This is a genomic window from Kushneria aurantia DSM 21353 (genome assembly GCF_000382245.1).
GTDB classification, from domain to species: domain Bacteria; phylum Pseudomonadota; class Gammaproteobacteria; order Pseudomonadales; family Halomonadaceae; genus Kushneria; species Kushneria aurantia.
Genome location: NZ_KB907891.1, coordinates 1 through 21,728, shown reverse-complemented (window position 1 = coordinate 21,728; position 21,728 = coordinate 1). Strand labels below are relative to the sequence as shown.

Sequence of the window (21,728 nt, the reverse complement as noted above, 5' to 3'; positions counted from 1 at the left end):
CGCAAAAGTGTCAAATTCCGTCGTTATACGGAGCGCGTCAGTTCAGGCCAGGCGGCAGCCAGGTACTTGCACATCGACCACAACGTCAGTACCGCCGCCAGGTAGAGCAGTACTAGGCCGAGCTGGGCAAGCCAGCTGCCGGGTGCAAAGGCCAGCAGCAGTATGATCGCGACCATCTGAAAGGCGGTCTTGTACTTGCCGATGCTGGAAACAGAAACGCTGGCGCGTTTGCCCAGTTCGGCCATCCATTCACGCAGTGCCGAGATGACGATCTCACGGCCGATGATCACCAGTCCTGGTAGCGTCAACGCAAGATCGGCGTAGTATTCGATCAATACCCCCAACGCCACCGCCACGATCAGCTTGTCGGCGACCGGATCGAGAAAGGCCCCAAAGGGGGTGGTCTGGTTCCAGCGGCGTGCCAGATAGCCGTCGAACCAGTCGGTCACTGCGGCTGTGGTAAACATCAACGCCGCCACAAAACGGCTCCACTCGACCGGCAGGTAAAAGACCACCACCAGTAGCGGTATGAGGATGATGCGTACCAGTGTCAGTATGTTGGGTATGCTCATGACGCTATCGGGTCCTGACCAGTGGAAGAACGTCCCTGCTTGTCTGTCCTGCTCGGATTCTAACGCCCCATGGCGGTATCAGCCATGCAGCGCCTGATGAATCTGAGCCGCGAGACGTTCATTGATGCCGGGTACTCTGGCCAGGTCATCCTTCGAGGCGCTCTGAATGCCCTGTAGGCCGCCGAAATGGCGCAGCAGCTCACGCCGTCGCCGCGGACCGATGCCGGGAATGTCCTGCAGGGTAGAAGAGCGGCGTGCCTTGTCGCGGCGCTGGCGGTGGCCGGTAATCGCAAAGCGGTGGGCTTCATCACGAATATGCTGGATCAGGTGCAGCGCACCGGAGGCACCCTCCAGCGTCATGCTGCGCTCCACGGTATCGATAAACAGCGTCTCCAGCCCCGGCTTGCGGCTGGTCCCCTTGGCCACGCCGAGCAGCAGGATGTCAAAGACGCCCTGTTCCTCGAAAACCTCGCGGGCCATATTGAGCTGGCCCTTGCCGCCGTCGACGATCAGCACGTCCGGGCGGGGCACCTCGCCGCTCTGAATCCGCTTGTAGCGACGGGTCAACGCCTGGCGCATGGCGGCGTAGTCGTCGCCGGCGGCCACGCCCTCGATGTTGAAGCGGCGGTAGTCGGACTTGATCGGACCGTTCTGATCGAACACCACGCAGGAGGCCACGGTCGCTTCGCCCTGGCTATGGCTGATATCGAAGCACTCCAGTCGGTGAGGCGGCTCGGCCATCGACAGCGTCTGGCCCAGCGCCTCGAAGCGGTCGCTGAGCTGCTGGCGGCTGGCCAGCTTCGAGGCGAGGTGCTGATCGGCATTGGTGCGCGCCAGCTCCTGCCACTGGGCGCGATGACCGCGCACCTGATGGGCAATGCGCACCCGGCGGCCGGCGTTCTCGGCAAGCGCCTCCTGCAGCAGCTCGGCATCGTCCAGCGCGTGGGAAGTGAGCACCTCGGCAGGAATTTCGTTGTCCTGGCCCAGGTAGTACTGGCTGACCAAACTGGTCAGCAATGCCTCCGATGAGAGATCAAGGCCGTTCTCCGGCATGTGGTGGCGCGAGCCGAGCACCTGCCCCTGGCGGATGACCAGTACGGTAACGCAGAGGCCGCCGGGGCGTTCGGCAAGGGCAAAAACATCGGCATCGCCACCCCCGGTATCCACCGACTGCTGCGACTGCAGGCGGCGCAGCTGCTGTACCTGATCACGCAGAAAGGCGGCCTGCTCGAAGTCGAGCCGCTCGCTGGCGGCTTCCATATCGCTGTAAAGCCGACGGGTCACTTCCTCGCTCTTGCCCTCCATGCACATCACGGCGTGCTCGAGATCGCGGCGGTAGGCGGCCTGACTGATATAGCCGACGCAGGGCGCCGTGCAGCGGTCGATCTGATACTGCAGGCAGGGACGGCTGCGGTGGGCAAACACCGTGTCCTCGCAGTTGCGGATACGAAACACCTTCTGCATCAGCGCCAGGCTCTCGCGTACCGCGCCGGAGCTGGTGAAGGGGCCGAAGTAGCGGCCATCGCCGCGCTTGTGGCGCACGCGGCGAAACTCCAGCGCCGGGTAGGGGTGGCGGTCGCTGGCAAAGATATAGGGGTAGGACTTGTCGTCGCGCAGCAGGATGTTATAAGGCGGGCGCTGACGCTTGATCAGCGTCTGCTCCAGCAGCAGTGCTTCCGTCTCGCTGCGAGTAACCGTGACCTGTACATCGGCGATGCGGTTGACCAGTGCGCGGGTCTTGGCGTTGAGCCCGGTGTTGCGAAAATAGCTGGAGAGCCGGGCCCTGAGGCGTTTGGCCTTGCCCACATAAAGCACATTACCGTCGGCATCGTGCATCTGGTAGATGCCGGGCGACTCGGTCACTGTTTTGAGAAACTGGCGCGGGTCGAAGCTCACGACCGCTTCATCGCTCATGAGCACCTCGGTTGCGATGTTGCTATAGCCCCATTTTAACAGATAAGCGTTTCGACGCCGGCCGGGTGCCTGTTTTAGCGGTGTTTTTTATGTCTTGCACGGCCCGGCAGGGTGTTGCTTCGCCGCTGGCGGGTTGACCAAGAAGCAATGCGCCGATAATATATGCCGCGTTCATGGGGCCTTAGCTCAGCTGGGAGAGCGCGACACTGGCAGTGTCGAGGTCAGCGGTTCGATCCCGCTAGGCTCCACCAGAGACATCAAAAAAATCGCCTGCAGCCTCATGCTGCGGCGGTTTTTTTATAGGCATGGCACATACCAAACCCATGGGCTCGGTCAGATATTAAAAAGAGCCACCCGCAGGCGGCCCTTCGTTAAACACCATCCGATCAGGCGGTGGTGTTGATCTGCGTACCCACCAGGCCTTCGGTGGCCAGCTGCGGCTGCGGCGCCACCGACTCCATCAGCTGTGACATCTGCTGTTCCTGGGTGTCCAGCGACTTGCGCAGCAGGTTGGCCTGTACTTCAGAGGCGGTGTTGTGCTGCTGCAGGGCCATGGCGGTATCCACCGTGGCGCTGACGCTCATATCCATAGGCTTGCTCCTTGGGTTGTCCCGCCATTCAGGGCGAGGAAGGTACCGGGGTAATGGTGGCTTCCCCCGGTGGCGTGACGCGTCAGGGCCGCCCTCGCCTGGAGGATGGCCCCTGATCGAGAAGCTCGATGCCGACGCGATACAGCGGTACCGTTATATCGGTTATCGGCCAGTGTCGGCGCGCCTTTAGCCCTCGTCATACCTTCTCTACGGTGGTGGAGCGTGGTTCTCCACTGCCAGCACGTCGCAGAGCGCTTCCAGCGGTCCTGTCTCGCGCAGCAGCAGCGCGCAGCGTCTCAAAGTGCCGTCTTCGTGGCGCAGGTCAAGGTGGAAAATGGCGCCTACGTCGATGTGCTCCGGCAGCTCCTCGCGCGGCACCACCAGTTCGTCTCCGCTCTCCACGACTGCGCTCCTCTATCCGTCTTTCAGTTCATTCGACCCAGCAGCAGGAATTCGAGCAGCGCCTTCTGAGCATGCAGGCGGTTGCCGGCCTCCTGCCAGACGAAAGCGCGCGGATCGTCGAGCAGTGTTTCACTGACCTCTTCGCCGCGATGGGCAGGCAGGCAGTGAAGGAAAATTACCTCCTCGTCGGCACGGTCCAGCATCACTTCATTGACCTGAAAGCCCTCGAAGGCGGCCAGCCGCTCGGCCTGCTCCTGCTCCTGACCCATCGAGGCCCACACGTCGGTGGTGATCAGGTGGGCACCCTCGACGGCGGCCAGCGGGTCGCGCACGATCTCTACCCGCGAGCCGGCCGCTTCCATGATTTCGCGGCTGGGGTCGAAGCCTTCGGGGCAGGCGATGCGCAGCCTGAAGTCGAACTGACGGGCGGCGTTGATCCACGAATGGCACATGTTGTTGCCGTCGCCGACCCAGACGGCGATCTTGCCCTTCACCGCGCCGCGACACTCGATCCAGGTCTGGATATCGGCCAGCAACTGGCACGGGTGGTAGTCATCGGAGAGGGCATTGATCACCGGGACGGAGCTGGCATCGGCGAAGTCTTCGATGCTCTGGTGCGAGAAGGTACGGATCATCACCGCATCGACCATTTCCGACAGTACCCGGGCGGTATCGCCCACCGGTTCGCCGCGGCCGAGCTGACTGTCGCGCGGCGACAGGAAGATAGCGTGGCCGCCGAACTGGGTCATGGCGGTTTCGAAGGAGACCCGGGTGCGGGTCGAGGATTTTTCGAAGATCATCGCCAGGCTGCGGTTGGTCAGCGGCGTGTAGACCGGACCCTTTTCGGCCAGCTCGCGCTTGATGGTGATCGAACGCTCGATCAGGGCGCTCAGCTCCTGGGGAGCGAGATCCATCAGAGTGAGAAAATGGCGAAGGGCCATATCCTGGGCTCCTGTCATTATCGTGTTCCTTTCCTGAATGACTGCAGTGGGCTGCAATAAGCGCGGTAGGCGTAGCGCCCGGAAGCGGGCGGCGCCGGCAACGAAAAAGCGCCGCTCGAAGCCGGCGACGCCTGATGAAAGACGCCGCGCCGCACGGAAGGGCAAGAGGGTGCGGCACGGCGTCTGACGCTTGTTCGAAAATCATCCTAACCAGCGCCGCGACGGGGCGCAACATGCACCGCCGGGGGGGAGTTGAAGCGGGCTGGTGGCATCGCCATATCCCTCTATAATGGCTAACGACACTCACCCAGAGACTGTGCTACAGGCCTTTCTCACGGAGACCGGACATGAGCGAGACTCTCGACACCATCAAGCAGCAGATCAGCGAAAACAGCATTCTGCTTTACATGAAGGGCACGCCGCAGATGCCGCAGTGCGGTTTTTCGGCCCAGGCGGTACAGGCGCTGATGGGCTGCGGCGAGCGCTTCGCCTTCGTCAATATTCTGGACAACCCGGATATTCGCGCCGAGCTGCCCAAATACGCCAACTGGCCTACCTTCCCACAGTTGTGGCTCAACGGCGAGTTGGTAGGAGGCTGCGATATCATCGTTGAGATGTATCAAAACGGTGAGCTGGCGCCGATGGTCAAACAGGCCGCCGGTGCCGCGCCGGAGTCCAGTGACGACGCCTGATTCCGGCGAGTGACCACCCAACGGCAAAACCCCGACCGCTATGCGGTCGGGGTTTTTCATTTTCGATATGCCGAAATGGCGGGCTACTCGGCGTCCATGCTCTGTTCGCGTACCGCCAACTCCCAGCCGCCGAGATCGCGAAATCGATTGACGATGGCGCAGAACAGCTCAGCGGTGCGCTCGGTGTCGTAGCGCGCCGAGTGCGCCTCCTGGTTGTCAAAGGCGATGCCGGCGGCGCGGCAGGCGCGCGCCAGCACGGTCTGGCCGTACACCAGTCCGGAAAGAGTGGCCGTGTCGAAACTCGAGAAAGGATGGAAGGGGTTGCGTTTTATCCCGGCGCGCTCCACCGCAGCATTGAGAAAGGCGTGATCGAAAGCGGCATTGTGGCCCACCAGGATAGCGCGGTTGCACTGCTGCGACTTGATCGCCTTGCGCACGGGGCGAAATATCTCATCGAGGGCATGGCGCTCGCTGACGGCCTGCTGCTGGCGCAGCGCGCTGTCGAGGCGGATGCCGGTAAAGTCGAGCGCCGCCTGTTCGACATTGGCGTTCTCGAACGGCTCGATGTGAAAGAAAAAGGTCTCGTCGGGCAGCACAGAGCCCTGGTCGTCCATGGTCAGCGTGACCGCGGCGATCTCCAGCATGGCATCGGTGCGGGCATTGAAACCGCCGGTTTCGAGATCGACCACGACCGGTAGAAAGCCGCGAAAGCGGCGCGACATCGATGACGGTGTGCTATCGCTCATGTGTCGCCCCTCGCTGCTGGCAGTGACATGACTGGCAGTGACACGGCTGGCAGTGACATGGAGAGGGCGCCGGGAGCGCTTTGTCGGAGGGCGTCGCCCGCTTGCGTTATAACCGGCACGGCAAGCCTTCTGATCGCGGGTGGGTTCGGCTATCGAAAGTGTGAGTGTAGCACTCCCCGGGGGCGCCTCCCATTGCTCGAGTCGCGGTGTTCGCCGGACGGCGCGAACGATATACTGGTGGAATACTCGATGAAATGCTCTCGCATCCCGAAAGGAGCCCGTGTCTGCAATGAATGAGTCTGCTGTCAAAAAGGTCGTCCTCGCCTACTCGGGTGGGCTGGATACCTCCGTCATCGTCAAGTGGCTGGCCGAAACCTACGGCTGTGAAGTCGTCACCTTTACCGCCGACCTGGGGCAGGGCGAAGAGGTCGAGCCGGCGCGTGCCAAGGCACAGGCGCTGGGGGTGAAAGAGATCTATATCGAGGATCTGCGCGAGACCTTCGTGCGCGACTATGTCTTCCCCATGTTCCGTGCCAACACCGTCTACGAGGGTGAATACCTGCTCGGCACCTCCATCGCCAGGCCGCTGATTGCCCGCCGACTGGTGGAGATCGCCAACGAGACCGGTGCCGATGCCATCGCCCACGGCGCTACCGGCAAGGGCAACGACCAGGTACGCTTCGAACTGGGCGCCTACGCCCTCAAACCGGCGGTCAGGGTCATTGCACCGTGGCGCGAGTGGGATCTCAACTCGCGTGAAAAGCTGATGAACTACTGCGAAACCCACGATATTCCGGTGGATTACGCCAAAAACAAGAAGAAGTCCCCCTACTCGATGGATGCCAATCTGCTGCACATCTCCTATGAAGGGGGCGTGCTGGAGGACCCCTGGGGCGAAGCCGAGGAGGAGATGTGGCGCTGGAGCGTCAGCCCCGAGGCGGCGCCGGATACCCCCACCTATATCGATCTGACCTTCGAAGGCGGCGACATCGTTGCCATTGATGGCCGACCAATGCGTCCCCACGAGGTGCTGTCACATCTCAACAAGGTGGGCGGCGAGAACGGCATTGGCCGGCTGGATATCGTCGAGAACCGCTATGTGGGCATGAAATCCCGCGGCTGCTACGAAACGCCGGGGGGCACCATCATGCTGCGCGCCCACCGCGCCATCGAATCGATCACCCTCGATCGCGAATCCGCGCACCTCAAGGATGAGCTGATGCCGCGCTACGCCGAGCTGATCTACAACGGCTACTGGTGGAGTCCGGAGCGGCGCATGCTGCAGGCCGCCATCGACCAATCGCAGCATGTGGTCAACGGCGAGGTGCGTCTCAAGCTCTACAAGGGCAACGTGATCCTGGTGGGTCGTCAGTCGCCGGATTCGCTGTTCGACGCCTCGATCGCCACCTTCGAAGACGATGCCGGTGCCTATGATCAGAAAGACGCCGAGGGCTTTATCAAGCTCAACGCGCTGCGCCTGCGCATCGCTGCCGGCAAGGGGCGGACGCACGAGTAACGCCTGCGAGGGCGTGTCGATAATGGGGCCGCCCTTGTGCGGCCCCTTTCACGCCGGGCTTATTTTTGGCAGGACCGCCATCAGGCGTGTCCTGGAGCCAACAACACGGGGAGAGCGGTCGATGTTGAAGAAACTGCTGGAAGCGCTGCGCGGCGGTGGCGCCGGTGACAGGACGCCTCAAAAGAGCGCCGAGGCGGCGGAGCCGATCCACTACAAGGGTTACGAGATCATTGCCCTGCCGGATAATAGCGGCGGTCAGTATCGCGTCAGTGCCCTGATTCGCCGCAGCGAAGAGGGCCATATGCAGGAGCAGCGCTTCGAGCGTTCCGACATGCTGCCCGACCGCGACAGCTGTATCGAGTTGACCCGCACCAAGGTTGAACGTTATATCGATGAACAGGGTGAACAGTTGTTCAATAACCCGCATCATCCGAGCTGACGACACAACCAAGGGAGCAGCAGCGCCTTGAGCCTCGAAACCGAACGGGCCCCCCTTTTTCCGGCGCTCGACAGCTGGCGCCGGCTGTCGATGAGCGATCGCCTGGGCGACATCCTGGCCGGGTTGATCACCGCCGCGCTATTGGTGCCGCAGGGCATGGCGTACGCCAGCCTTGCCGGATTGCCGCTGCAGGCGGGGCTCTATACCGCGCTGGCGCCGCTGCTGCTGTACGCCCTGTTCGGCAGCAGCCGCGTGCTGTCGCTGGGGCCGATGGCGCTTACCTCGCTGCTGGTAGGCGAGACCCTGGCCGGCAGTGGCATCGACGAGGCGCGCTACGCCGGTGCCGCTGCCATGCTGGCGGCGTTGGTGGGCGGCTGGCTGCTGCTGCTCTATTTCTGCCGCCTCGGGCGGCTGATCGACTTCGTCAGCCCCGGCGTGATGCAGGGCTTTACCACCGCCTCGGCGATCATGATCGTGATGTCACAGCTCAGCGATCTGCTGGGCATTCAGGGCAGCTCGGGCGATTTCCTGCCGCGGTTGATCGCCCTGTTCAGTGGGTTGGGCGATATGGTACCCGGGGCGCTGCTGTTCGGTGGCGTCTCGCTGGCGCTGCTGCTGCTGCTGCGCCGCTGGCTGACCCCCGGCCTGCGCCGGCTGGGGCTGCCCGAGCGGGTCGCGGCGGTGCTGGGGCGCACCGGGCCGCTGCTGGTGCTGATCGCCGCACTGATCGCCGCGCCGCTGTGGCACGGCAGTATCAATCGAGTCGGCGAGGTGCCCGCCGGGCTGCCACTGCCGACGCTGCCGCCGCTCTCCTTCGATATGCTTACCGCGCTCTGGCTACCGGCGCTGGGGATCGCTCTGATCAACTACGTCAGTGCCATCTCGGTGGCGCAGACGCTGGCCGCGCAGAACCGCGAAAGGCTCTATACCCAGCGCGAGCTGTGGGTATTGGGGGCGGCCAATCTGCTTGCCGCCGTGACGCGTGGCTTTCCGGTCACCAGCGGGCTGTCGCGTGCGGTGGTCAATGACCAGGCGGGCTCACGCACCCCGCTCTCGTCGCTGTTCGCGGCGCTGGCGCTGGTGGTGGTGCTGCTGCTGGCAACCGGTCTGTTCGCGCCACTTCCCCAGGCGGTGCTGGCGGCCATCGTCATTCAGGCGGCGCTGCCGCTGATCAAACCCGGTCCGCTCAGGCGTGCCTGGCGCTACTCGCGCGCCGACGGCATCGCCTGGCTGGGGGCCTTCGCCGGTGTGCTGCTGTTTGGCGTCATGGAGGGGCTGCTGATCGGCGTCGGGATCGCCATCGGACTGCTGCTGGCGCGTGCCAGTCGCCCCCACATCGCCGAACTGGGTCAACTGCCGGGCGGCGAGTTTCGTAATGTCGAGCGCTTCGAGGTCGAGACCCGCTCGCATCTGCTGATGGTACGCCCCGACGCCGATCTGCACTTTGCCAACATGGGCGCGCTGGAGCGCTGGCTCAACGAGCATCTCAGCCAACGCGACGAGGTGACCGCACTGGTGTTGGTGCTGAGCAGCGTGACCCATATCGACGGTGCCGCGTTGCACGCCCTCGAGGAGCTGGACGAGCGTCTGCGCGATCAGGGCATCGATCTCTACCTGGCGGAGCTGCGTGGCCCGGTACGTGACCAGCTGCGCAACACCGAGTTCATGGCCGAGCATCGCCACCGGCTGTTTTTCTCTACCGAGGCGGCCTGGCAGGCGCTGGCCGAACGCCCCGGACAGTGAGCGGCGCGCTATCGCGATGTGCTGACGCCCTGACAAAGATCCGTGCTCAGCTGTATACCTTCTCCCTGTACTCGCACAGGTCCTCGATCACGCAGCTGCCACAGCGCGGCTTGCGTGCCATACAGGTGTAGCGGCCGTGCAGGATCAGCCAGTGGTGGGCGTCGCGGCGGTACGGTGTCGGCACCACCCTGAGCAGCTTTCGCTCGACCTGATCGACATTTTTCCCCGGCGCCAGATGGGTGCGGTTGGCGACACGAAAGATGTGGGTATCGACGGCGATGGTGGGCTCTCCGAAGGCAGTGTTGAGAATGACGTTGGCGGTCTTGCGTCCCACTCCCGGCAGCGCCTCCAGTGCGGTGCGGCTATTGGGCACCTCGCCGCCATGGTCGCGCACCAGCAGCTCGCACATCTTGATCAGGTTTTTGGCCTTGTTGTTGTAGAGCCCGAGAGTGCGAATCTGCTCCTTGACCCCTTCGAGTCCCAGTTCGAGCAACGCCTGGGGCGTGTTGGCGATGGCAAAGAGCCGTGCAGTGGCCTTGTTGACGCCGACATCAGTGGACTGCGCCGAGAGTGCCACGGCGACCAGCAGTTCGAAGGGGGTCGACCAGCTCAGTTCGGTGGTGGGTTCCGGGTTGGCTTCCTGCAGGCGGCGGAAGATTTCGCGGCGTTTTTCGTTGTTCATGCAGGGCTCGCTGTCCATGAAGCGCGGTGGTGCATCACCGATGGGCCTGTTCGAGGGCGTCGCATGCTTCGCGCCAGGTTTTTTCGGCGCGTTCGAGCTGCTCGCGTGCGGCGGCGCAGTCCGCCTCGCTGCCGCGACGCTCGGCATGCGAAAGCTGGCGTTCGGCGCGTACTACCGTCTGGCGTGCTGCGGAGCGGGCGATGCGTAGTGAATTGAGTGACGGCTGCGTCTCGCCCACCGATGACGCCTCGTCGGCGCTGTCGCGCTGCGCCGCGATGTCCGCCAGCTGCTGGCGGGCGTGCTCCAGCGCGGCCTGGCTGTCGCGGTCGTCGGGATTGGCGACAAGGCGCTTCTCCAACCGGCGCACACTGGCGCTGATGGCCGCTCGACGGGCGCGGGCGCCTGATGCCGGCGCACTGCTTGCAGAGGTCGTGGTGACGCGCTGTGAATTTCCTGCGGTCTCGCGTCGGGCGCGCATGCGTTCGCGGCGGCGCGCGTCCTTCTCTTCGCGCTGGCGGGCAAGGCGGACGTTGCGGTTTTCAAAGCGTCGCCGGCCGAGTTCGGCGCGGCGCGCCAGCCAGGTGTCACGTTCATGCTCGCTGTCGCACGCCTGCCATCCCGGATGGGGAATAATGTCGATGCAGTCCACGGGGCAGGGCGCCACGCACAGCTCGCAGCCGGTGCACTCGGCCTCGATCACGGTATGCATCTGTTTGGCGGCGCCGAGGATGGCGTCCACCGGGCAGGCCTGGAGGCATTTGGTGCAGCCGATGCACTCCGCCTCGCGGATCAGCGCCGCCTTCGGGCTTTCTGCCTCGACCTCCAGCGGCAGCGCCGGCTGGCCGGTCAGCGCCGCCAGGGCCGCCACGGTCGACTCGCCACCGGGCGGGCAGCGGTTGATCGCCTCGCCTGCCACGATGGCCTCGGCGTAGGGGCGACAGCCGGGATGGCCGCATTTGCCGCACTGGGTCTGCGGCAGCAGTCGATCAATCTCGCTGACGGGGATAGTCGCGGGCGCGTTCATAAGGCTCCTGGCAGCCCGGATGGTGAGGGCAGATTGCCAGGATTATACGCGCAGAGCCTGAGGGTTTCGAAGTCGATGTGGGGGAGCGCAGTGTCCGACGTCTTCTCGCCGGTTGGGCCCACCCCCGCTTAGTTGCCGTACCAGAGCCGCGACCAGAGTATCGCCAACGCCCAGCGCAGCGGCGAGGCGTTGGCCCGTTCGTGACTCTCGTCATGGGCTTTTAACTGGCTGCGCAGCTCCCTGATCTGCGCCGCCATGCGCGCCTGCTGGTCGACCTGGTGTGAAAGATAGGCTTCCAGCTCGAGGCGCGTCACCTGGGTGGCCAGGCGCTCGGCGGCTCTGTCGCTCAGCGGTTTCAGTTCGCCGGCGCTGATTGGCGCCGATGCCGCTTCCCGCCCCTGCGGGCGGCGCACCTCGAAGCGCAGGCCGAACTGTTCGTAGAAGCGGTTGCGCCGCCGAGCCCCCGATCCCAACGCATCCAGTCGGTCGAGCAATACCGGCATGACGGTGGCATTGGGCCACTGCTGGACCCACTGCACGATCTCGTTCATGAAGAAAGTGCCCACGCCACGGCCGGCGACCCAGTCCGGGTCGACGACGCAGTATCCACTCGAGTCGATGTCACTGCTGGTCAGCCTGACCGCCGGTTTGCCGCAGTGATGATGGCAGCAGTAGGACGCCGAGAACTCTCCTTCGGTGGGCGGCTCTTGGCTGCTTTCCGGGGAGTGCACCCGATAGTGAAAGGTCAGCGAGGCCTGTACCACCTCGGCTTCCTCGACAGTCCGATACTCCCGGCATTCGACCAGTAGCAGCGGGCTGTAATCGTCATCATCAAGCGGCTGTAACTGCAAAAGAAACAGGCCCGGCACGCCGGAGTCCTGTTCACCCTCGTCACCGCAGAGGGCGGGAAGCATTTGATGCCCCATGACACTCCACCTTGTCGATCTCTTTTTATGTGGCAGCGCCCGACGCCCGTGGCTTCCCGACCCGTAAGCCGGCAATCAGCTGATGCGCTGCCCCGGACGAGCGCCGTTGTCCGGTGACAACAGATAGATGCCGTCATCCTGTGATGCGGGGCCGCCAGCGGCCAGCACCATCCCCTCGGAGACGCCAAAACGCATTTTGCGCGGCGCGAGGTTGGCGATCATCACCGTCAGCCGGCCCTCCAGCGCCTCGGGGGCATACTGGGCGCGAATGCCGGAGAAAACGGTTCTTTTCTCGAGGCCGATATCCAGCTCGAGCTTCAAAAGCTTGTCGGCGCCTTCGACATACTCGGCGCTCACGATCCGGGCGATGCGCAGATCGAGCCTGGCGAAGTCGTCGATGGCGATCTGCTCTGCCAGTGGTTCGAATGTATCGGCCGTACTTTCGTCCTCTTGATATTTATCGGCACTGCCGCCGCCCGCCTTGAGTTTTTTCTCCTCCACCAGATCCTCCTTCGAGGCTTCGATCATGTTGTCGATGCTGGCACTGTCGATGCGGGTCATCAGCGGTTTGAATTTCTCAATCGGATGGTCGCGCAGCACCCGGCGGCGGCTCTCCCAGTCAAGGGTGTCGAGATTGAGAAAGGCGCGGGCATCCTCGGCCAGTTTCGGCATGATGGGCGCCAGGTAGACCATCAGCTGGCGGAACAGATTGATACCCAGCGAGCAGATATCCAGCACTTCCAGCTCGCGGCCCGCCTGTTTGGCCAGCACCCAGGGTTCGGCCTCGGCGATGAACTGGTTGGCGTCGTCCGCCAGCGCCATGATGCGGCGCACCGCACGGGCAAACTCGCGCGCCTCGAACTCGGCGGCGATCGCCTCGCCCTCGTCGATGTAGCGCTGTACCCGCTCCGGTTCCCTGCATTCGGCCGACAGTCGCCCGCCGCTCTTTTTAACGAAGCCGGCGCAGCGGCTGGCGATATTGACCACCTTGCCCACCAGATCAGCGTTGACCCGGTTGGTGAAGTCACCGAGGTTAAGATCCAGATCGTCGACGCCGCTGGTCAGCCGCGAAGCGAAGTAGTAGCGCAGCGTTTCCGGCTCGAGATACTGCTCGAAGGTCTCCGCCTTGATGAAGGTGCCGCGTGATTTCGACATCTTGGCGCCATTGACGGTGACGAAGCCGTGGCAGTTGACGGCGGTCGGCGTGCGTAGCCCGGCACCCTCCAGCATGGCCGGCCAGAACAGGGCGTGAAAGTAAACGATATCCTTGCCGATAAAGTGGTACAGCTCGGTGTCGCTGTCGCGCTGCCAGAAGTGTTCGAAGTCGATCCCTTCGCGTTCACAAAGCTGCTGGAAACTCGCCATGTAGCCGATCGGCGCGTCCACCCAGACATAGAAATACTTGCCCGGGGCGTCGGGAATTTCGAAGCCGAAGTAGGGGGCATCGCGGGAGATGTCCCAGTCGTTGAGGCCATCTTCGAACCACTCCTGCAGCTTGTTGGCGATCTGCGGCTGGAGCCGACCGGAGCGGGTCCACTCCTTGAGAAAGGCCTCGAATTTGGGCAGCTCGAAGAAGTAGTGGGTCGAACTTTTGACCACCGGGGTGGCGCCGGAGATCGCCGATACCGGATCGATCAGTTCGGCCGGTGTATAGGCGGCGCCGCACGCCTCGCAGTTGTCGCCGTACTGATCGGGGGTGTGGCAGTTGGGGCAGGTGCCCTTGATGAAGCGGTCGGCGAGAAACATGCCGCGCTGTGGGTCGTACATCTGCTCGATGTCGCGGCTGGCGATATAGCCGTTGTCGCGCAGCGCGGTGTAGATGTGCTCGCTGTGGCGGCGATTCTCCTCGGAGTGGGTCGAGTAGTAGTTGTCGAAGTCGACGCCAAAGCGAGCGAAGTCCGCCTGGTGTTCGGCGTTGACCCGGTCGATCAGCTGCTGCGAAGTGATGCCTTCCTGCTCGGCGCGCAGCATAATGGCGGTGCCGTGGGCGTCGTCGGCGCAGACGTAGTAGCACTCATGGCCGCGGCTTTTCTGAAAGCGCACCCAGATATCGGTCTGGATGTACTCGAGCAGATGGCCGAGGTGGATCGAACCGTTGGCGTAGGGCAGGGCGCTGGTCACCAGAATCTGGCGCTTGGCGTTGTTCGACATGGTGGCTGGAAGATTCCCGTGACGAACCCGCGGGCGCCGGTATCGACTGCGCCCAAGGGTGGATAGACTGTAAATTTGACCGGCGATTGTAGCATCGATCATTGGAGGCGTTGAGCGTGACACCGGCACAGTGGCGGTTTTTCCAGCGTTACCGGGATATTTCCGGACACGATAAGCAATCCCGACAAACTCGGGTGATTGCGGAGGCGTTTGGCGATGCCCCCGAAGTGATCGATACCTGCGCTCGTCTGATCAACAGCGGCATCAAACGGGCCAGCTGCGGCTGGATGGCATCGTATCTTGCCGCAGGCGAGCCTCTGCCAAAAGTGGGACAGCTTACCGTCGTACTGGACAGCTTTGATGTGCCGGTATGCATCGTCGCGCTGACCTCTGTCACGACCTGCCGTTTTGATGAGGTAACACCAGCGTTTGCTGCCCTTGAAGGTGAAGGGGATGGCAGCCTTACATGGTGGCATCGCGAGCATCTGCGGTTTTTCCGGAATGAAGCGGCCAAGCTGGGCCTTGAATTTACTGATGCCTCCGAACTGGTGCTCGAGCATTTCGAAAAGGTGTTTCCATGAGGCATGACGCGATTCCCGTCATGAGCCGCGGGCAACGCATTGGCCTGGCCGTTGTCTTCAGCTGGTTCTGTCTTGGGGGCATTGCCCACTTTGTCTGGCCGGCGGCGTTTGCCTCGATCATTCCCCCCTCGCTGCCCTTCAAAATGCCCGCGGTCTTCATTACCGGGGCGTTCGAGCTGCTGGGCGCCATCGGTATTTTGCTGCCGCGCTATCGCCGCGCTGCCGGTATTGGTTTGATCGCACTGACGCTGTGCGTGACGCCGGCCAACGTCTATATGTGGTGGCATGCCAAGGATTTCCCGCACGTGCCCGAGATTTTGCTGCTGTTGCGCCTGCCGCTGCAGGTGCTGCTGATCACCTGCATCGCGTGGAGTTCTCGCCTGATCGGTCACCGGCATCACGGCGTGTCGTAAACAGGACCGCGCCCTGGCTGGCGGTGTGTACAATGGCCGGCCCATAGTGATCGATGATGGCTGCGTTCATGTCCGGTGATATCCCCCTTGAATCCATCGAGACGCCTGATGGCGTCAGCTGCTTCAACTGCGAGGCGTGCTGCTGCCGGCTGCTGGTGATGCTCGATGATGAAGATCTGGTCCGCGGGGTGCCTTGCGATCTGATCGATGAGGACGAGTGGGGCGGCGCCGTGATGCGCCAGGATGAAGAGGGCTGGTGTGCGGCGGTGGACCGCAACACCATGCTCTGCACGATCTATTCGCGCCGTCCGCAGTCGTGTCGCGACTTCACAACCGACAGCGTCGAATGTCTGGAAGAGCGGGCGCTTTACGGACTGCCCGCTCACTTGTGACGGCTGCCAACGCCCCTGACCTGCTCAAGAGGCGTCCCATGGCCCGGGGCTGGCGCGATCGATACCGCCGATACTCCCGGCAAATGCGGGCGGCCGCGGCTTTTGTGGCGCACGACTGGCCCGCGCTGTGATCCCGAACTAGACTGCTGCTCAGGTGGTAGTAAACTCGTCGGGCGTGTTGCCCGATACTCATGGATGAAACAGGGGGTCGGCATGCGCAGCATTATCTATCTGATCGGTCTGGCGGTCGTCATTTTCTTTATCCTCTCGCTGCTGGGTCTGATCTGACGCCGAGCGAGAAGGAAGACTGTAGCTGTGGGCGACTGCAGCGTTACTATCAGGGGCCGGATCGGAAAGTGCCGATTCGGCCCCTTGTCGCTTCGGACTCGACGGCGAGTCAGACGGTCGCCGCGCCGCCTCGTCTTCCAGGCTGTTACGAGTCGAAGTGCACCGCAAGTACCGGCAAGGAGAGAGCAGGGTGCTGGAATCGCTCAATCAATTTTTCGAGCGCGTCATCGGCCGTCCCGAGAGCGCCGAGAATCGCGAAATGACGCTGGAGCTGGCGGTGGCGGCGCTGCTCTGCGAGATCGTACGTGCCGATGGCAATGTCGACGAACGCGAGCAGCGCTCGCTGCGTGAGCTGCTGCGCCAGCGCTTTCGCCTGGACGACAGCGCCCTTGATGAGCTGGTCGAGCTGGCGCGTCGCGAGGTCGATGAGTCGGTCGATTACTATCAGTTCGTGCGTCTGATCAACGATCAGTACGACTATGACCACAAGGTGGCGCTGGTGGGGCGGCTGTGGCGGGTGGCCTACGCCGACGGTGAACTCGATCCTCATGAGGAGGCGAGGGTACGCAAACTCGCCGAGCTGCTTTATGTCGATCATGCCGACTTCATTATGCAAAAGCTCGAAGTTCAAAAGGAGATGGGAATTTCATAACCGCCCATACCACTTATGGAGATCAAGCCCGGGCTGTCGATCGACAACAGCGAGATCGACCTGCATGCCATTCGCGCTGGCGGTGCCGGTGGCCAGAACGTCAACAAGGTGGAGAGCGCCGTACATCTGCGCTTCGATATCCACGCCTCCAGCCTGCCCGAGGCCTGCAAGGCGCGCCTGCTGGCGCGCAACGACCGCCGTATCACCAGCGACGGTGTCGTGGTCATCAAGGCGCAGGAGCATCGCACTCGCGAGAAAAATCGCCAGCAGGCGCTGGCGCGGCTGCGTCAACTGATCCGCGATGCGCTCTACGTGCAGAAAGCGCGCAGAAAGACGGCGCCCAGCCGGGCGGCCAAACGGCGCCGGCTGGAGGGAAAGAAGCAGCGCGGGCAGAAGAAGGCGCTGCGCGGGCGCGTGCGGGAATAAGGGCTTTGAGCATTCGGCTGTGGTTGTGCCATCGCGGCATGCGGATGGCGTCTCGACTGATCCTGACTTGATTCCGACTGTTTCACCTGGGATTGACCCGCGGTGGCACGTTATAATGCCGCCCATACAGCGTTTTTGCAGGAGAGAACAGTGCTCGAAACGGTCAAGCATGTGGTTGCCGTGGCCTCCGGCAAGGGTGGCGTCGGCAAGTCGACGGTAACGGTCAACCTGGCGCTGGCGATGGCCGCCCAGGGACACCGCGTGGGGCTGCTGGATGCCGATATCTACGGCCCCAGCCAGGCGCAGATGCTGGGTATCGAACCCGGCACCCGGCCCACCATGGTGGATGACAAGACCATGCGGCCGATCGAGGCGCATGGCCTGAAGATGATGTCGATGGCGGTGCTGGTGGATATCGAAACCGCCATGGTATGGCGTGGCCCGATGGTCTCCGGCGCTTTTCAGCAGCTGCTTACCCAGACCGGCTGGGGAGAGCTGGACTATCTGTTCATCGATATGCCGCCGGGCACCGGCGATATTCAGCTGACGCTGTCGCAGCAGGTACCGGTATCGGGCTCGGTGATCGTGACGACGCCGCAGGACATCGCCCTGCTTGACGCGCGCAAGGGCATCGAGATGTTTCGCAAGGTCAATGTGCCGGTGCTGGGCGTGGTCGAGAACATGAGCACCCACGTCTGCTCCAGCTGTGGCCACACCGAGGCGATCTTTGGCGAGGGCGGCGGTGCGCGCATCGCTTCCCAATATGATACCGAGGTGCTGGGCCGACTGCCGCTGGCGATGAGCATTCGTGAGCAGGTCGATGGCGGCCGGCCCACCGTGGTGGCCGATCCCGACAGCGAGGCAGCGCGCGCCTTCATGGCAATCACCGCACGCATCGACGAGCAGCTCGGTGGCCAGCAGCGTCAGGACGGGCCGAGCATCAGCTTCGGCGAATAAGGTCCCCCGAGCGCTGACGAACGTCGGCCTGCTGCTTTGGTCCGAGCGCCGTGGCCGCTATCATGGGTCACGGCGCATGGCGCCTCCACATCCCCCGCAACAGCCAGGACATCTCCGTGAGCATCAAGGCAGACAGATGGATTCGCCGCATGGCGCAGGAACACGGCATGATCGAGCCTTTCGAGCACGATCAGGTGCGCCACGTGAACGAGCAGCGTGTGATCTCCTACGGCACTTCCAGCTACGGCTATGACGTGCGCTGCAGCGACGAGTTCAAGGTTTTCACCAACATCCACTCGGCGACCGTCGACCCCAAGAAATTCGATGAAAAGAGCTTCGTCGATGTGAAGGGTGACGCCTGCGTGATTCCCCCCAACTCCTTTGCGCTGGCCAGCACGGTGGAGTACTTCCGTATTCCGCGCAACGTGCTTACCGTCTGTCTTGGCAAGTCGACCTATGCCCGCTGCGGCATCATCGTCAACGTCACGCCGCTGGAGCCGGAGTGGGAGGGCCACGTGACGCTGGAGTTCTCCAACACCACCAACCTGCCGGCGCGTATCTATGCCAACGAGGGCGTCGCGCAGATGCTTTTTTTCGAGTCCGACGAGGTGTGTGACACCTCCTACAAGGACCGCGGCGGCAAGTACATGGGGCAGCGCGGCGTTACCCTGCCACGTACCTGAACGCCTTCGCGGCGGGATAACGTCAGCTCTGCTGCCCGCCGCTTTCTCCTTTCAGCTCCGCACCGCCACGCATCAGTAGCGCTCGCCCGGACGTCACGCGGAGAGCAGCATAACCTCAATGAGAATTAATGTTAATAATTCTCATTTATATTATGCTGTCGATCGCCTCGCGCCATTGCGAGGCACTTGTTAAACAGCCGCAAGCGATCACAGGCAGGGGAACCCTATGAATTCAGGACGTCTTTTTCGGCGCAGTCTGCTGGCAGCGGGTGTGTCGCTGGCACTTCTGGCCGGCAATGTACAGGCCGAGCAGAGTGCGCCGAGCGTCGCCGAAAGCGCTCAGCTGGGTGGCAGTCTCTATGAAATCGTTTTTGACGCCGACGACAATCGAGTGCTGGTGGCCGATGCCGGAGGTCGCGGCGACGGCGCCCATGGCAACATTTTCAGCCTCGACGGGCAGACGCTGGAGATAAAGGATACCTTCCCTCTTGACGACAAGGCCTTTGGTCTTGCCTTTAATGCGCAGAACGATCGGCTCTATATCGTCGATACCCGTGGCCTGGCGCTTGTCGCCATGGACGCCAATAGCGGCGAGGTGCTCGGCACGCTGTCGCTCGAGCGCGAGACCGAGGGTGACGCCCGCTCGCCTCAGCCGCGGCTGGCGGCGGTGGATGCCGAACGCAGCCGGGTCTATGTCACCGGCGTGAGCGACCCCGGAGTGATCTGGGTGGTCGACGGCGCGCAGATGACGCTTTTGGATACCTTCGAAAACGTCGGCCCACGCCCTACCGGGCTGGCGCTGAGCGACGACGGCCAGCGGCTCTATACCACCCTGCTGGGCAACGACCATGTTGCGGTGGTCGATACCGACAGCGGTGAGGTCATCGATACTTTCGAGACCGGCGTGGAGGGTGCCATCAACGTCCGGCTGGACCGGCAGCGCAACCGGCTGCTGGTCACCGGCCAGGGCAGCGCTCAACTGGCGGTGCTGGATGCCGACAGCGGTGAGCTTTTGGAGATGGTGGCCGCCGGCGACGGCGCGCTGGATGTGGCGATCGACCCGCAGGCCGACCTGCTCTATGTCACCAACCGCAATGCCGGTACGGTCAGCGTGATCGACGCCGAAAGCTACGAGACGCTGGAAACACTGGCGACCGGGCTGCACCCCAACAGCGTAGCGGTCGACCCTGAAAGCCGGCGCGCCTGGGTCACCAACAAGGCCTCGCGCGACAACCCCGACGCCGAAAACGGCAACACCGTAACGCTGATTCGCTGAGCGCTCGGCATGCAGGCGGGGGCGGCTGGACAGCATGGTGCCGCGCGCCCGGGCGCTGGCGATGACGCTCTGCGAGTTGGCAGCCAGTGATCTCGCCTGAGGATGAACAACGAGTCAGGCTTGAATAATGTTGAGAATTATTTACATTGGAGGCTGTTGTATCATTGCCACTAATCATGCGCGCCACGTAGCGGGCGCTCTGAAAGAGACTCAGGATGACTCGCACGCTTTCTTATGCCCCTCGTTTTGTTCACCGCACGCTTCTCGCGCTGGCTCTGGCGGCGCTGATGGCCTCGCCGCTACAGGCCGCCGAAGAGGGTGACAGCACGGCTCAGCCAGCGCCCGACCGCGAGTCGGTCGACGCCCGCGTCGAACCGGCGGTGGGGCTTTACGAACTGGCGTTCAGCCCATCGCAGGAGGCAATTTACGTTGCCGCCGCCAACGGCTTCAAAAACGAAGCGGGGGGGACGATCTACCGGCTCGATCCGCAGACGCTGGAGATCGAGGGGCAGATCGACCTGGAGCAGAAGGCCTTCGGCCTTGCCCTCAATCCGCGGACCCATACGCTCTTTGTTGGCCACGCCCTGGATCAGAGCATCAGTGCCGTCAGTCTGGAAAGCGGCGAGGTGCGCCATCTGGCGCTGGTCAGCGAAGAGGAGAAGGCGCGCGCCGAGGAGCAGGATCTCTACGGTCCCAATCCACGACAGCTGAGAGTCGATGCTTCCACCAATACCCTTTATGTCACCGGCGTGGCGACCCACAGCGTACTGTGGATCATCGACGGTGAGAGCCTGACGCTGGAAAATACCGTCGAAGGGCTGGGGGAGTGGACCACCGGGCTGGCGCTCGACCCGGATGCCGGGCGCGTTTACGTCTCCACCATCAAGGCCGGCGAAGTTATCGCCATCGACATGCAGAGCCACCAGATCATGGCGCGCTGGCCGAGTGGCGGCGACTGGCCCACCAACCTGGCGCTGGACAGCGATCGCCAGCGTCTCTACGTCACCAACCAGAAAAGCGCCAACGTTGCCGTGCTCGACACCCGCAGCGGCGAAATCGTCGCTATCCTCGACAGCGCCGAGGGCGCGTTGGACCTGCTGCTCGATGGCAACCGTCTGTGGGTGACCAACCGCGACGCCAGCAGCGTGACGCTGTTCGATACGCAAAGCGATGAGCGAACCGCTTCCTTTGTCATCGATCCGATGCCCAACAGCCTGCTGAAGGTGCCCAACGAGGCGGGCGTGTACCTGAGTCTCAAACAGCCGCTGGATGACGAGCTCAAGGCCCCCGGTCCTGATGCGGTGATCCATCTGGTGCCCTGAACCGATCCGACGCCTGGTGTGGAAGCCGCCATTAGTGATTAACCCACCTGTCAAGGTGGGTTTTTTGTTTGCCCGGCGAAGCCGGCAAACCCGGACACCTGAAAGAAGGTGTCGTCACCCCGACTGAGGGGAAGACAATCCGACTGGCAAGGGCGTCACTGGCCAACGGTGGGGTCTAAAGGAAGCCATAGGAAGTTAACGGTACACAACGCAAGTGAACCTGCTTCGGCAGCACAGGTGGGTAAGCGTCCAAAATAGCGCGACGCCCAATACTCAGTCAGACCTGTGTTGTGCTTGAGGGTGGCATCGTTAACAGGGAGCCGGTGCAGTAACCGGGGAAGCCTGGCACCGAGTCCGGCAAAGCCGGAGGTTGTGGCTCAAGGTGAAAACCAAGGCGACA

Annotated in this window: 23 protein-coding genes and 1 tRNA gene; 14 read left to right on the top strand and 10 right to left on the bottom strand. The window is 63.0% G+C overall.

The genetic code is table 11. From position 1 onward, the window contains the following. Positions 1-23: 23 nt before the first annotated feature. Together pgsA and uvrC are read right to left on the bottom strand one after the other, a co-directional pair. The gene (gene pgsA / locus H146_RS0115975; RefSeq protein ID WP_019952895.1) at positions 24-572 is read right to left on the bottom strand and encodes a CDP-diacylglycerol--glycerol-3-phosphate 3-phosphatidyltransferase; all 549 of its coding nucleotides are present in this window, start codon (positions 570-572) and stop codon (positions 24-26) included. A 78-nt stretch (positions 573-650) separates the two neighbouring features. After that, positions 651-2,468 (bottom strand): excinuclease ABC subunit UvrC, encoded by a 1,818-nt coding sequence (gene uvrC, locus H146_RS0115970; protein WP_026352052.1) that lies wholly within the window; start codon positions 2,466-2,468, stop codon positions 651-653. 193 nt (positions 2,469-2,661) lie between these two features. On the opposite strand from uvrC, the gene H146_RS0115965 reads away from it, so the two are divergent. Beyond that, positions 2,662-2,737: transfer RNA gene (locus tag H146_RS0115965), tRNA-Ala, on the top strand. Positions 2,738-2,872: 135 nt separating this feature from the next. Here the strand turns inward: H146_RS0115965 and H146_RS0115960 are convergent. From H146_RS0115960 to argF, 3 genes are all read right to left on the bottom strand, one after another. Further along, positions 2,873-3,076 carry a putative motility protein gene (locus H146_RS0115960; RefSeq protein WP_019952893.1) on the bottom strand — a complete coding sequence of 68 codons (204 nt, stop codon included), beginning with the start codon at positions 3,074-3,076 and terminating at the stop codon, positions 2,873-2,875. A 207-nt stretch (positions 3,077-3,283) separates the two neighbouring features. After that, positions 3,284-3,478 (bottom strand): hypothetical protein, encoded by a 195-nt coding sequence (locus H146_RS0115955; protein WP_019952892.1) that lies wholly within the window; start codon positions 3,476-3,478, stop codon positions 3,284-3,286. A gap of 23 nt (positions 3,479-3,501) precedes the next feature. After that, on the bottom strand, positions 3,502-4,419 hold the full coding sequence (argF, locus tag H146_RS0115950; protein ID WP_019952891.1) for an ornithine carbamoyltransferase: 918 nt from the start codon (positions 4,417-4,419) through the stop codon (positions 3,502-3,504). A 347-nt stretch (positions 4,420-4,766) separates the two neighbouring features. Between argF and grxD the strand changes: the two genes are divergently transcribed. Continuing rightward, entirely contained in the window at positions 4,767-5,111 is a 345-nt protein-coding gene (gene grxD / locus H146_RS0115945) for a Grx4 family monothiol glutaredoxin (RefSeq protein WP_019952890.1), read from the top strand. A gap of 83 nt (positions 5,112-5,194) precedes the next feature. Here grxD and rnt read toward each other — a convergent pair whose 3' ends face one another. Further along, complete coding sequence (gene rnt, locus H146_RS0115940; protein ID WP_026352051.1) at positions 5,195-5,857, bottom strand: ribonuclease T; 663 nt, start codon at positions 5,855-5,857, stop codon at positions 5,195-5,197. Between the two features lie 289 nt (positions 5,858-6,146). Between rnt and H146_RS0115935 the strand changes: the two genes are divergently transcribed. The 3 genes from H146_RS0115935 to H146_RS0115925 all read left to right on the top strand — a co-directional run bounded on the left by H146_RS0115935 (position 6,147) and on the right by H146_RS0115925 (position 9,555). Continuing rightward, positions 6,147-7,373, top strand: a complete 1,227-nt coding sequence (locus H146_RS0115935) for an argininosuccinate synthase (RefSeq protein WP_019952888.1) — start codon at positions 6,147-6,149, stop codon at positions 7,371-7,373. Positions 7,374-7,494: 121 nt separating this feature from the next. Beyond that, the gene (locus tag H146_RS0115930; protein WP_019952887.1) at positions 7,495-7,812 is read left to right on the top strand and encodes an HlyU family transcriptional regulator; all 318 of its coding nucleotides are present in this window, start codon (positions 7,495-7,497) and stop codon (positions 7,810-7,812) included. Positions 7,813-7,839: 27 nt separating this feature from the next. Then, positions 7,840-9,555, top strand: coding sequence for a SulP family inorganic anion transporter (locus H146_RS0115925; protein WP_019952886.1), 1,716 nt, complete (start codon positions 7,840-7,842; stop codon positions 9,553-9,555). Positions 9,556-9,601: 46 nt separating this feature from the next. Here the strand turns inward: H146_RS0115925 and nth are convergent, their stop codons facing one another. From nth to metG, 4 genes are all read right to left on the bottom strand, one after another. Beyond that, complete coding sequence (nth, locus tag H146_RS0115920; protein ID WP_019952885.1) at positions 9,602-10,237, bottom strand: endonuclease III; 636 nt, start codon at positions 10,235-10,237, stop codon at positions 9,602-9,604. 34 nt (positions 10,238-10,271) lie between these two features. Next, positions 10,272-11,261: an RnfABCDGE type electron transport complex subunit B gene (locus H146_RS0115915; protein WP_019952884.1), complete on the bottom strand. Its 990-nt coding sequence runs from the start codon at positions 11,259-11,261 to the stop codon at positions 10,272-10,274. A 128-nt stretch (positions 11,262-11,389) separates the two neighbouring features. After that, positions 11,390-12,187, bottom strand: coding sequence for a hypothetical protein (locus H146_RS0115910; protein ID WP_156826861.1), 798 nt, complete (start codon positions 12,185-12,187; stop codon positions 11,390-11,392). A gap of 75 nt (positions 12,188-12,262) precedes the next feature. Next, entirely contained in the window at positions 12,263-14,338 is a 2,076-nt protein-coding gene (gene metG / locus H146_RS0115905; RefSeq protein ID WP_019952882.1) for a methionine--tRNA ligase, read from the bottom strand. A 116-nt stretch (positions 14,339-14,454) separates the two neighbouring features. Between metG and H146_RS0115900 the strand changes: the two genes are divergently transcribed. The 9 genes from H146_RS0115900 (at position 14,455) to H146_RS0115855 (ending at position 21,328) form a co-directional block, all read left to right on the top strand. Continuing rightward, entirely contained in the window at positions 14,455-14,919 is a 465-nt protein-coding gene (locus H146_RS0115900) for an ASCH domain-containing protein (protein ID WP_026352050.1), read from the top strand. Between the two features lie 20 nt (positions 14,920-14,939). Next, complete coding sequence (locus tag H146_RS0115895; RefSeq protein ID WP_156826865.1) at positions 14,940-15,332, top strand: DoxX family protein; 393 nt, start codon at positions 14,940-14,942, stop codon at positions 15,330-15,332. A gap of 68 nt (positions 15,333-15,400) precedes the next feature. Then, a complete protein-coding gene (locus H146_RS0115890) occupies positions 15,401-15,724 on the top strand; it encodes a YkgJ family cysteine cluster protein (protein ID WP_033195809.1) in 324 nt (107 codons plus the stop codon). A gap of 478 nt (positions 15,725-16,202) precedes the next feature. Continuing rightward, positions 16,203-16,664 (top strand): tellurite resistance TerB family protein, encoded by a 462-nt coding sequence (locus tag H146_RS0115880; protein WP_019952877.1) that lies wholly within the window; start codon positions 16,203-16,205, stop codon positions 16,662-16,664. Positions 16,665-16,679: 15 nt separating this feature from the next. Continuing rightward, positions 16,680-17,090: an alternative ribosome rescue aminoacyl-tRNA hydrolase ArfB gene (gene arfB / locus H146_RS0115875; protein ID WP_019952876.1), complete on the top strand. Its 411-nt coding sequence runs from the start codon at positions 16,680-16,682 to the stop codon at positions 17,088-17,090. Between the two features lie 150 nt (positions 17,091-17,240). Continuing rightward, positions 17,241-18,047, top strand: coding sequence for an iron-sulfur cluster carrier protein ApbC (gene apbC / locus H146_RS19660; protein WP_019952875.1), 807 nt, complete (start codon positions 17,241-17,243; stop codon positions 18,045-18,047). Between the two features lie 116 nt (positions 18,048-18,163). Continuing rightward, on the top strand, positions 18,164-18,730 hold the full coding sequence (dcd, locus tag H146_RS0115865; RefSeq protein WP_026352048.1) for a dCTP deaminase: 567 nt from the start codon (positions 18,164-18,166) through the stop codon (positions 18,728-18,730). Positions 18,731-18,956: 226 nt separating this feature from the next. Further along, on the top strand, positions 18,957-20,006 hold the full coding sequence (locus H146_RS19655) for a YncE family protein (protein ID WP_019952873.1): 1,050 nt from the start codon (positions 18,957-18,959) through the stop codon (positions 20,004-20,006). Between the two features lie 215 nt (positions 20,007-20,221). After that, positions 20,222-21,328, top strand: a complete 1,107-nt coding sequence (locus H146_RS0115855) for a YncE family protein (RefSeq protein ID WP_019952872.1) — start codon at positions 20,222-20,224, stop codon at positions 21,326-21,328. Positions 21,329-21,728: the final 400 nt, after the last annotated feature.

Excerpts from the sequence above, each read along its gene's own strand:
- pgsA (WP_019952895.1), bottom strand. The coding sequence starts at position 572 with ATGAGCATACCCAACATACTGACACTGGTACGCATCATCCTCATACCG.
- H146_RS0115960 (WP_019952893.1), bottom strand. The coding sequence starts at position 3,076 with ATGGATATGAGCGTCAGCGCCACGGTGGATACCGCCATGGCCCTGCAG.
- argF (WP_019952891.1), bottom strand. The coding sequence starts at position 4,419 with ATGGCCCTTCGCCATTTTCTCACTCTGATGGATCTCGCTCCCCAGGAG.
- grxD (WP_019952890.1), top strand. The coding sequence starts at position 4,767 with ATGAGCGAGACTCTCGACACCATCAAGCAGCAGATCAGCGAAAACAGC.
- rnt (WP_026352051.1), bottom strand. The coding sequence starts at position 5,857 with ATGAGCGATAGCACACCGTCATCGATGTCGCGCCGCTTTCGCGGCTTT.
- H146_RS0115935 (WP_019952888.1), top strand. The coding sequence starts at position 6,147 with ATGAATGAGTCTGCTGTCAAAAAGGTCGTCCTCGCCTACTCGGGTGGG.
- H146_RS0115930 (WP_019952887.1), top strand. The coding sequence starts at position 7,495 with ATGTTGAAGAAACTGCTGGAAGCGCTGCGCGGCGGTGGCGCCGGTGAC.
- nth (WP_019952885.1), bottom strand. The coding sequence starts at position 10,237 with ATGAACAACGAAAAACGCCGCGAAATCTTCCGCCGCCTGCAGGAAGCC.
- H146_RS0115915 (WP_019952884.1), bottom strand. The coding sequence starts at position 11,261 with ATGAACGCGCCCGCGACTATCCCCGTCAGCGAGATTGATCGACTGCTG.
- H146_RS0115910 (WP_156826861.1), bottom strand. The coding sequence starts at position 12,187 with ATGGGGCATCAAATGCTTCCCGCCCTCTGCGGTGACGAGGGTGAACAG.
- metG (WP_019952882.1), bottom strand. The coding sequence starts at position 14,338 with ATGTCGAACAACGCCAAGCGCCAGATTCTGGTGACCAGCGCCCTGCCC.
- H146_RS0115895 (WP_156826865.1), top strand. The coding sequence starts at position 14,940 with ATGAGCCGCGGGCAACGCATTGGCCTGGCCGTTGTCTTCAGCTGGTTC.
- H146_RS0115890 (WP_033195809.1), top strand. The coding sequence starts at position 15,401 with ATGTCCGGTGATATCCCCCTTGAATCCATCGAGACGCCTGATGGCGTC.
- arfB (WP_019952876.1), top strand. The coding sequence starts at position 16,680 with ATGGAGATCAAGCCCGGGCTGTCGATCGACAACAGCGAGATCGACCTG.
- H146_RS19655 (WP_019952873.1), top strand. The coding sequence starts at position 18,957 with ATGAATTCAGGACGTCTTTTTCGGCGCAGTCTGCTGGCAGCGGGTGTG.
- H146_RS0115855 (WP_019952872.1), top strand. The coding sequence starts at position 20,222 with ATGACTCGCACGCTTTCTTATGCCCCTCGTTTTGTTCACCGCACGCTT.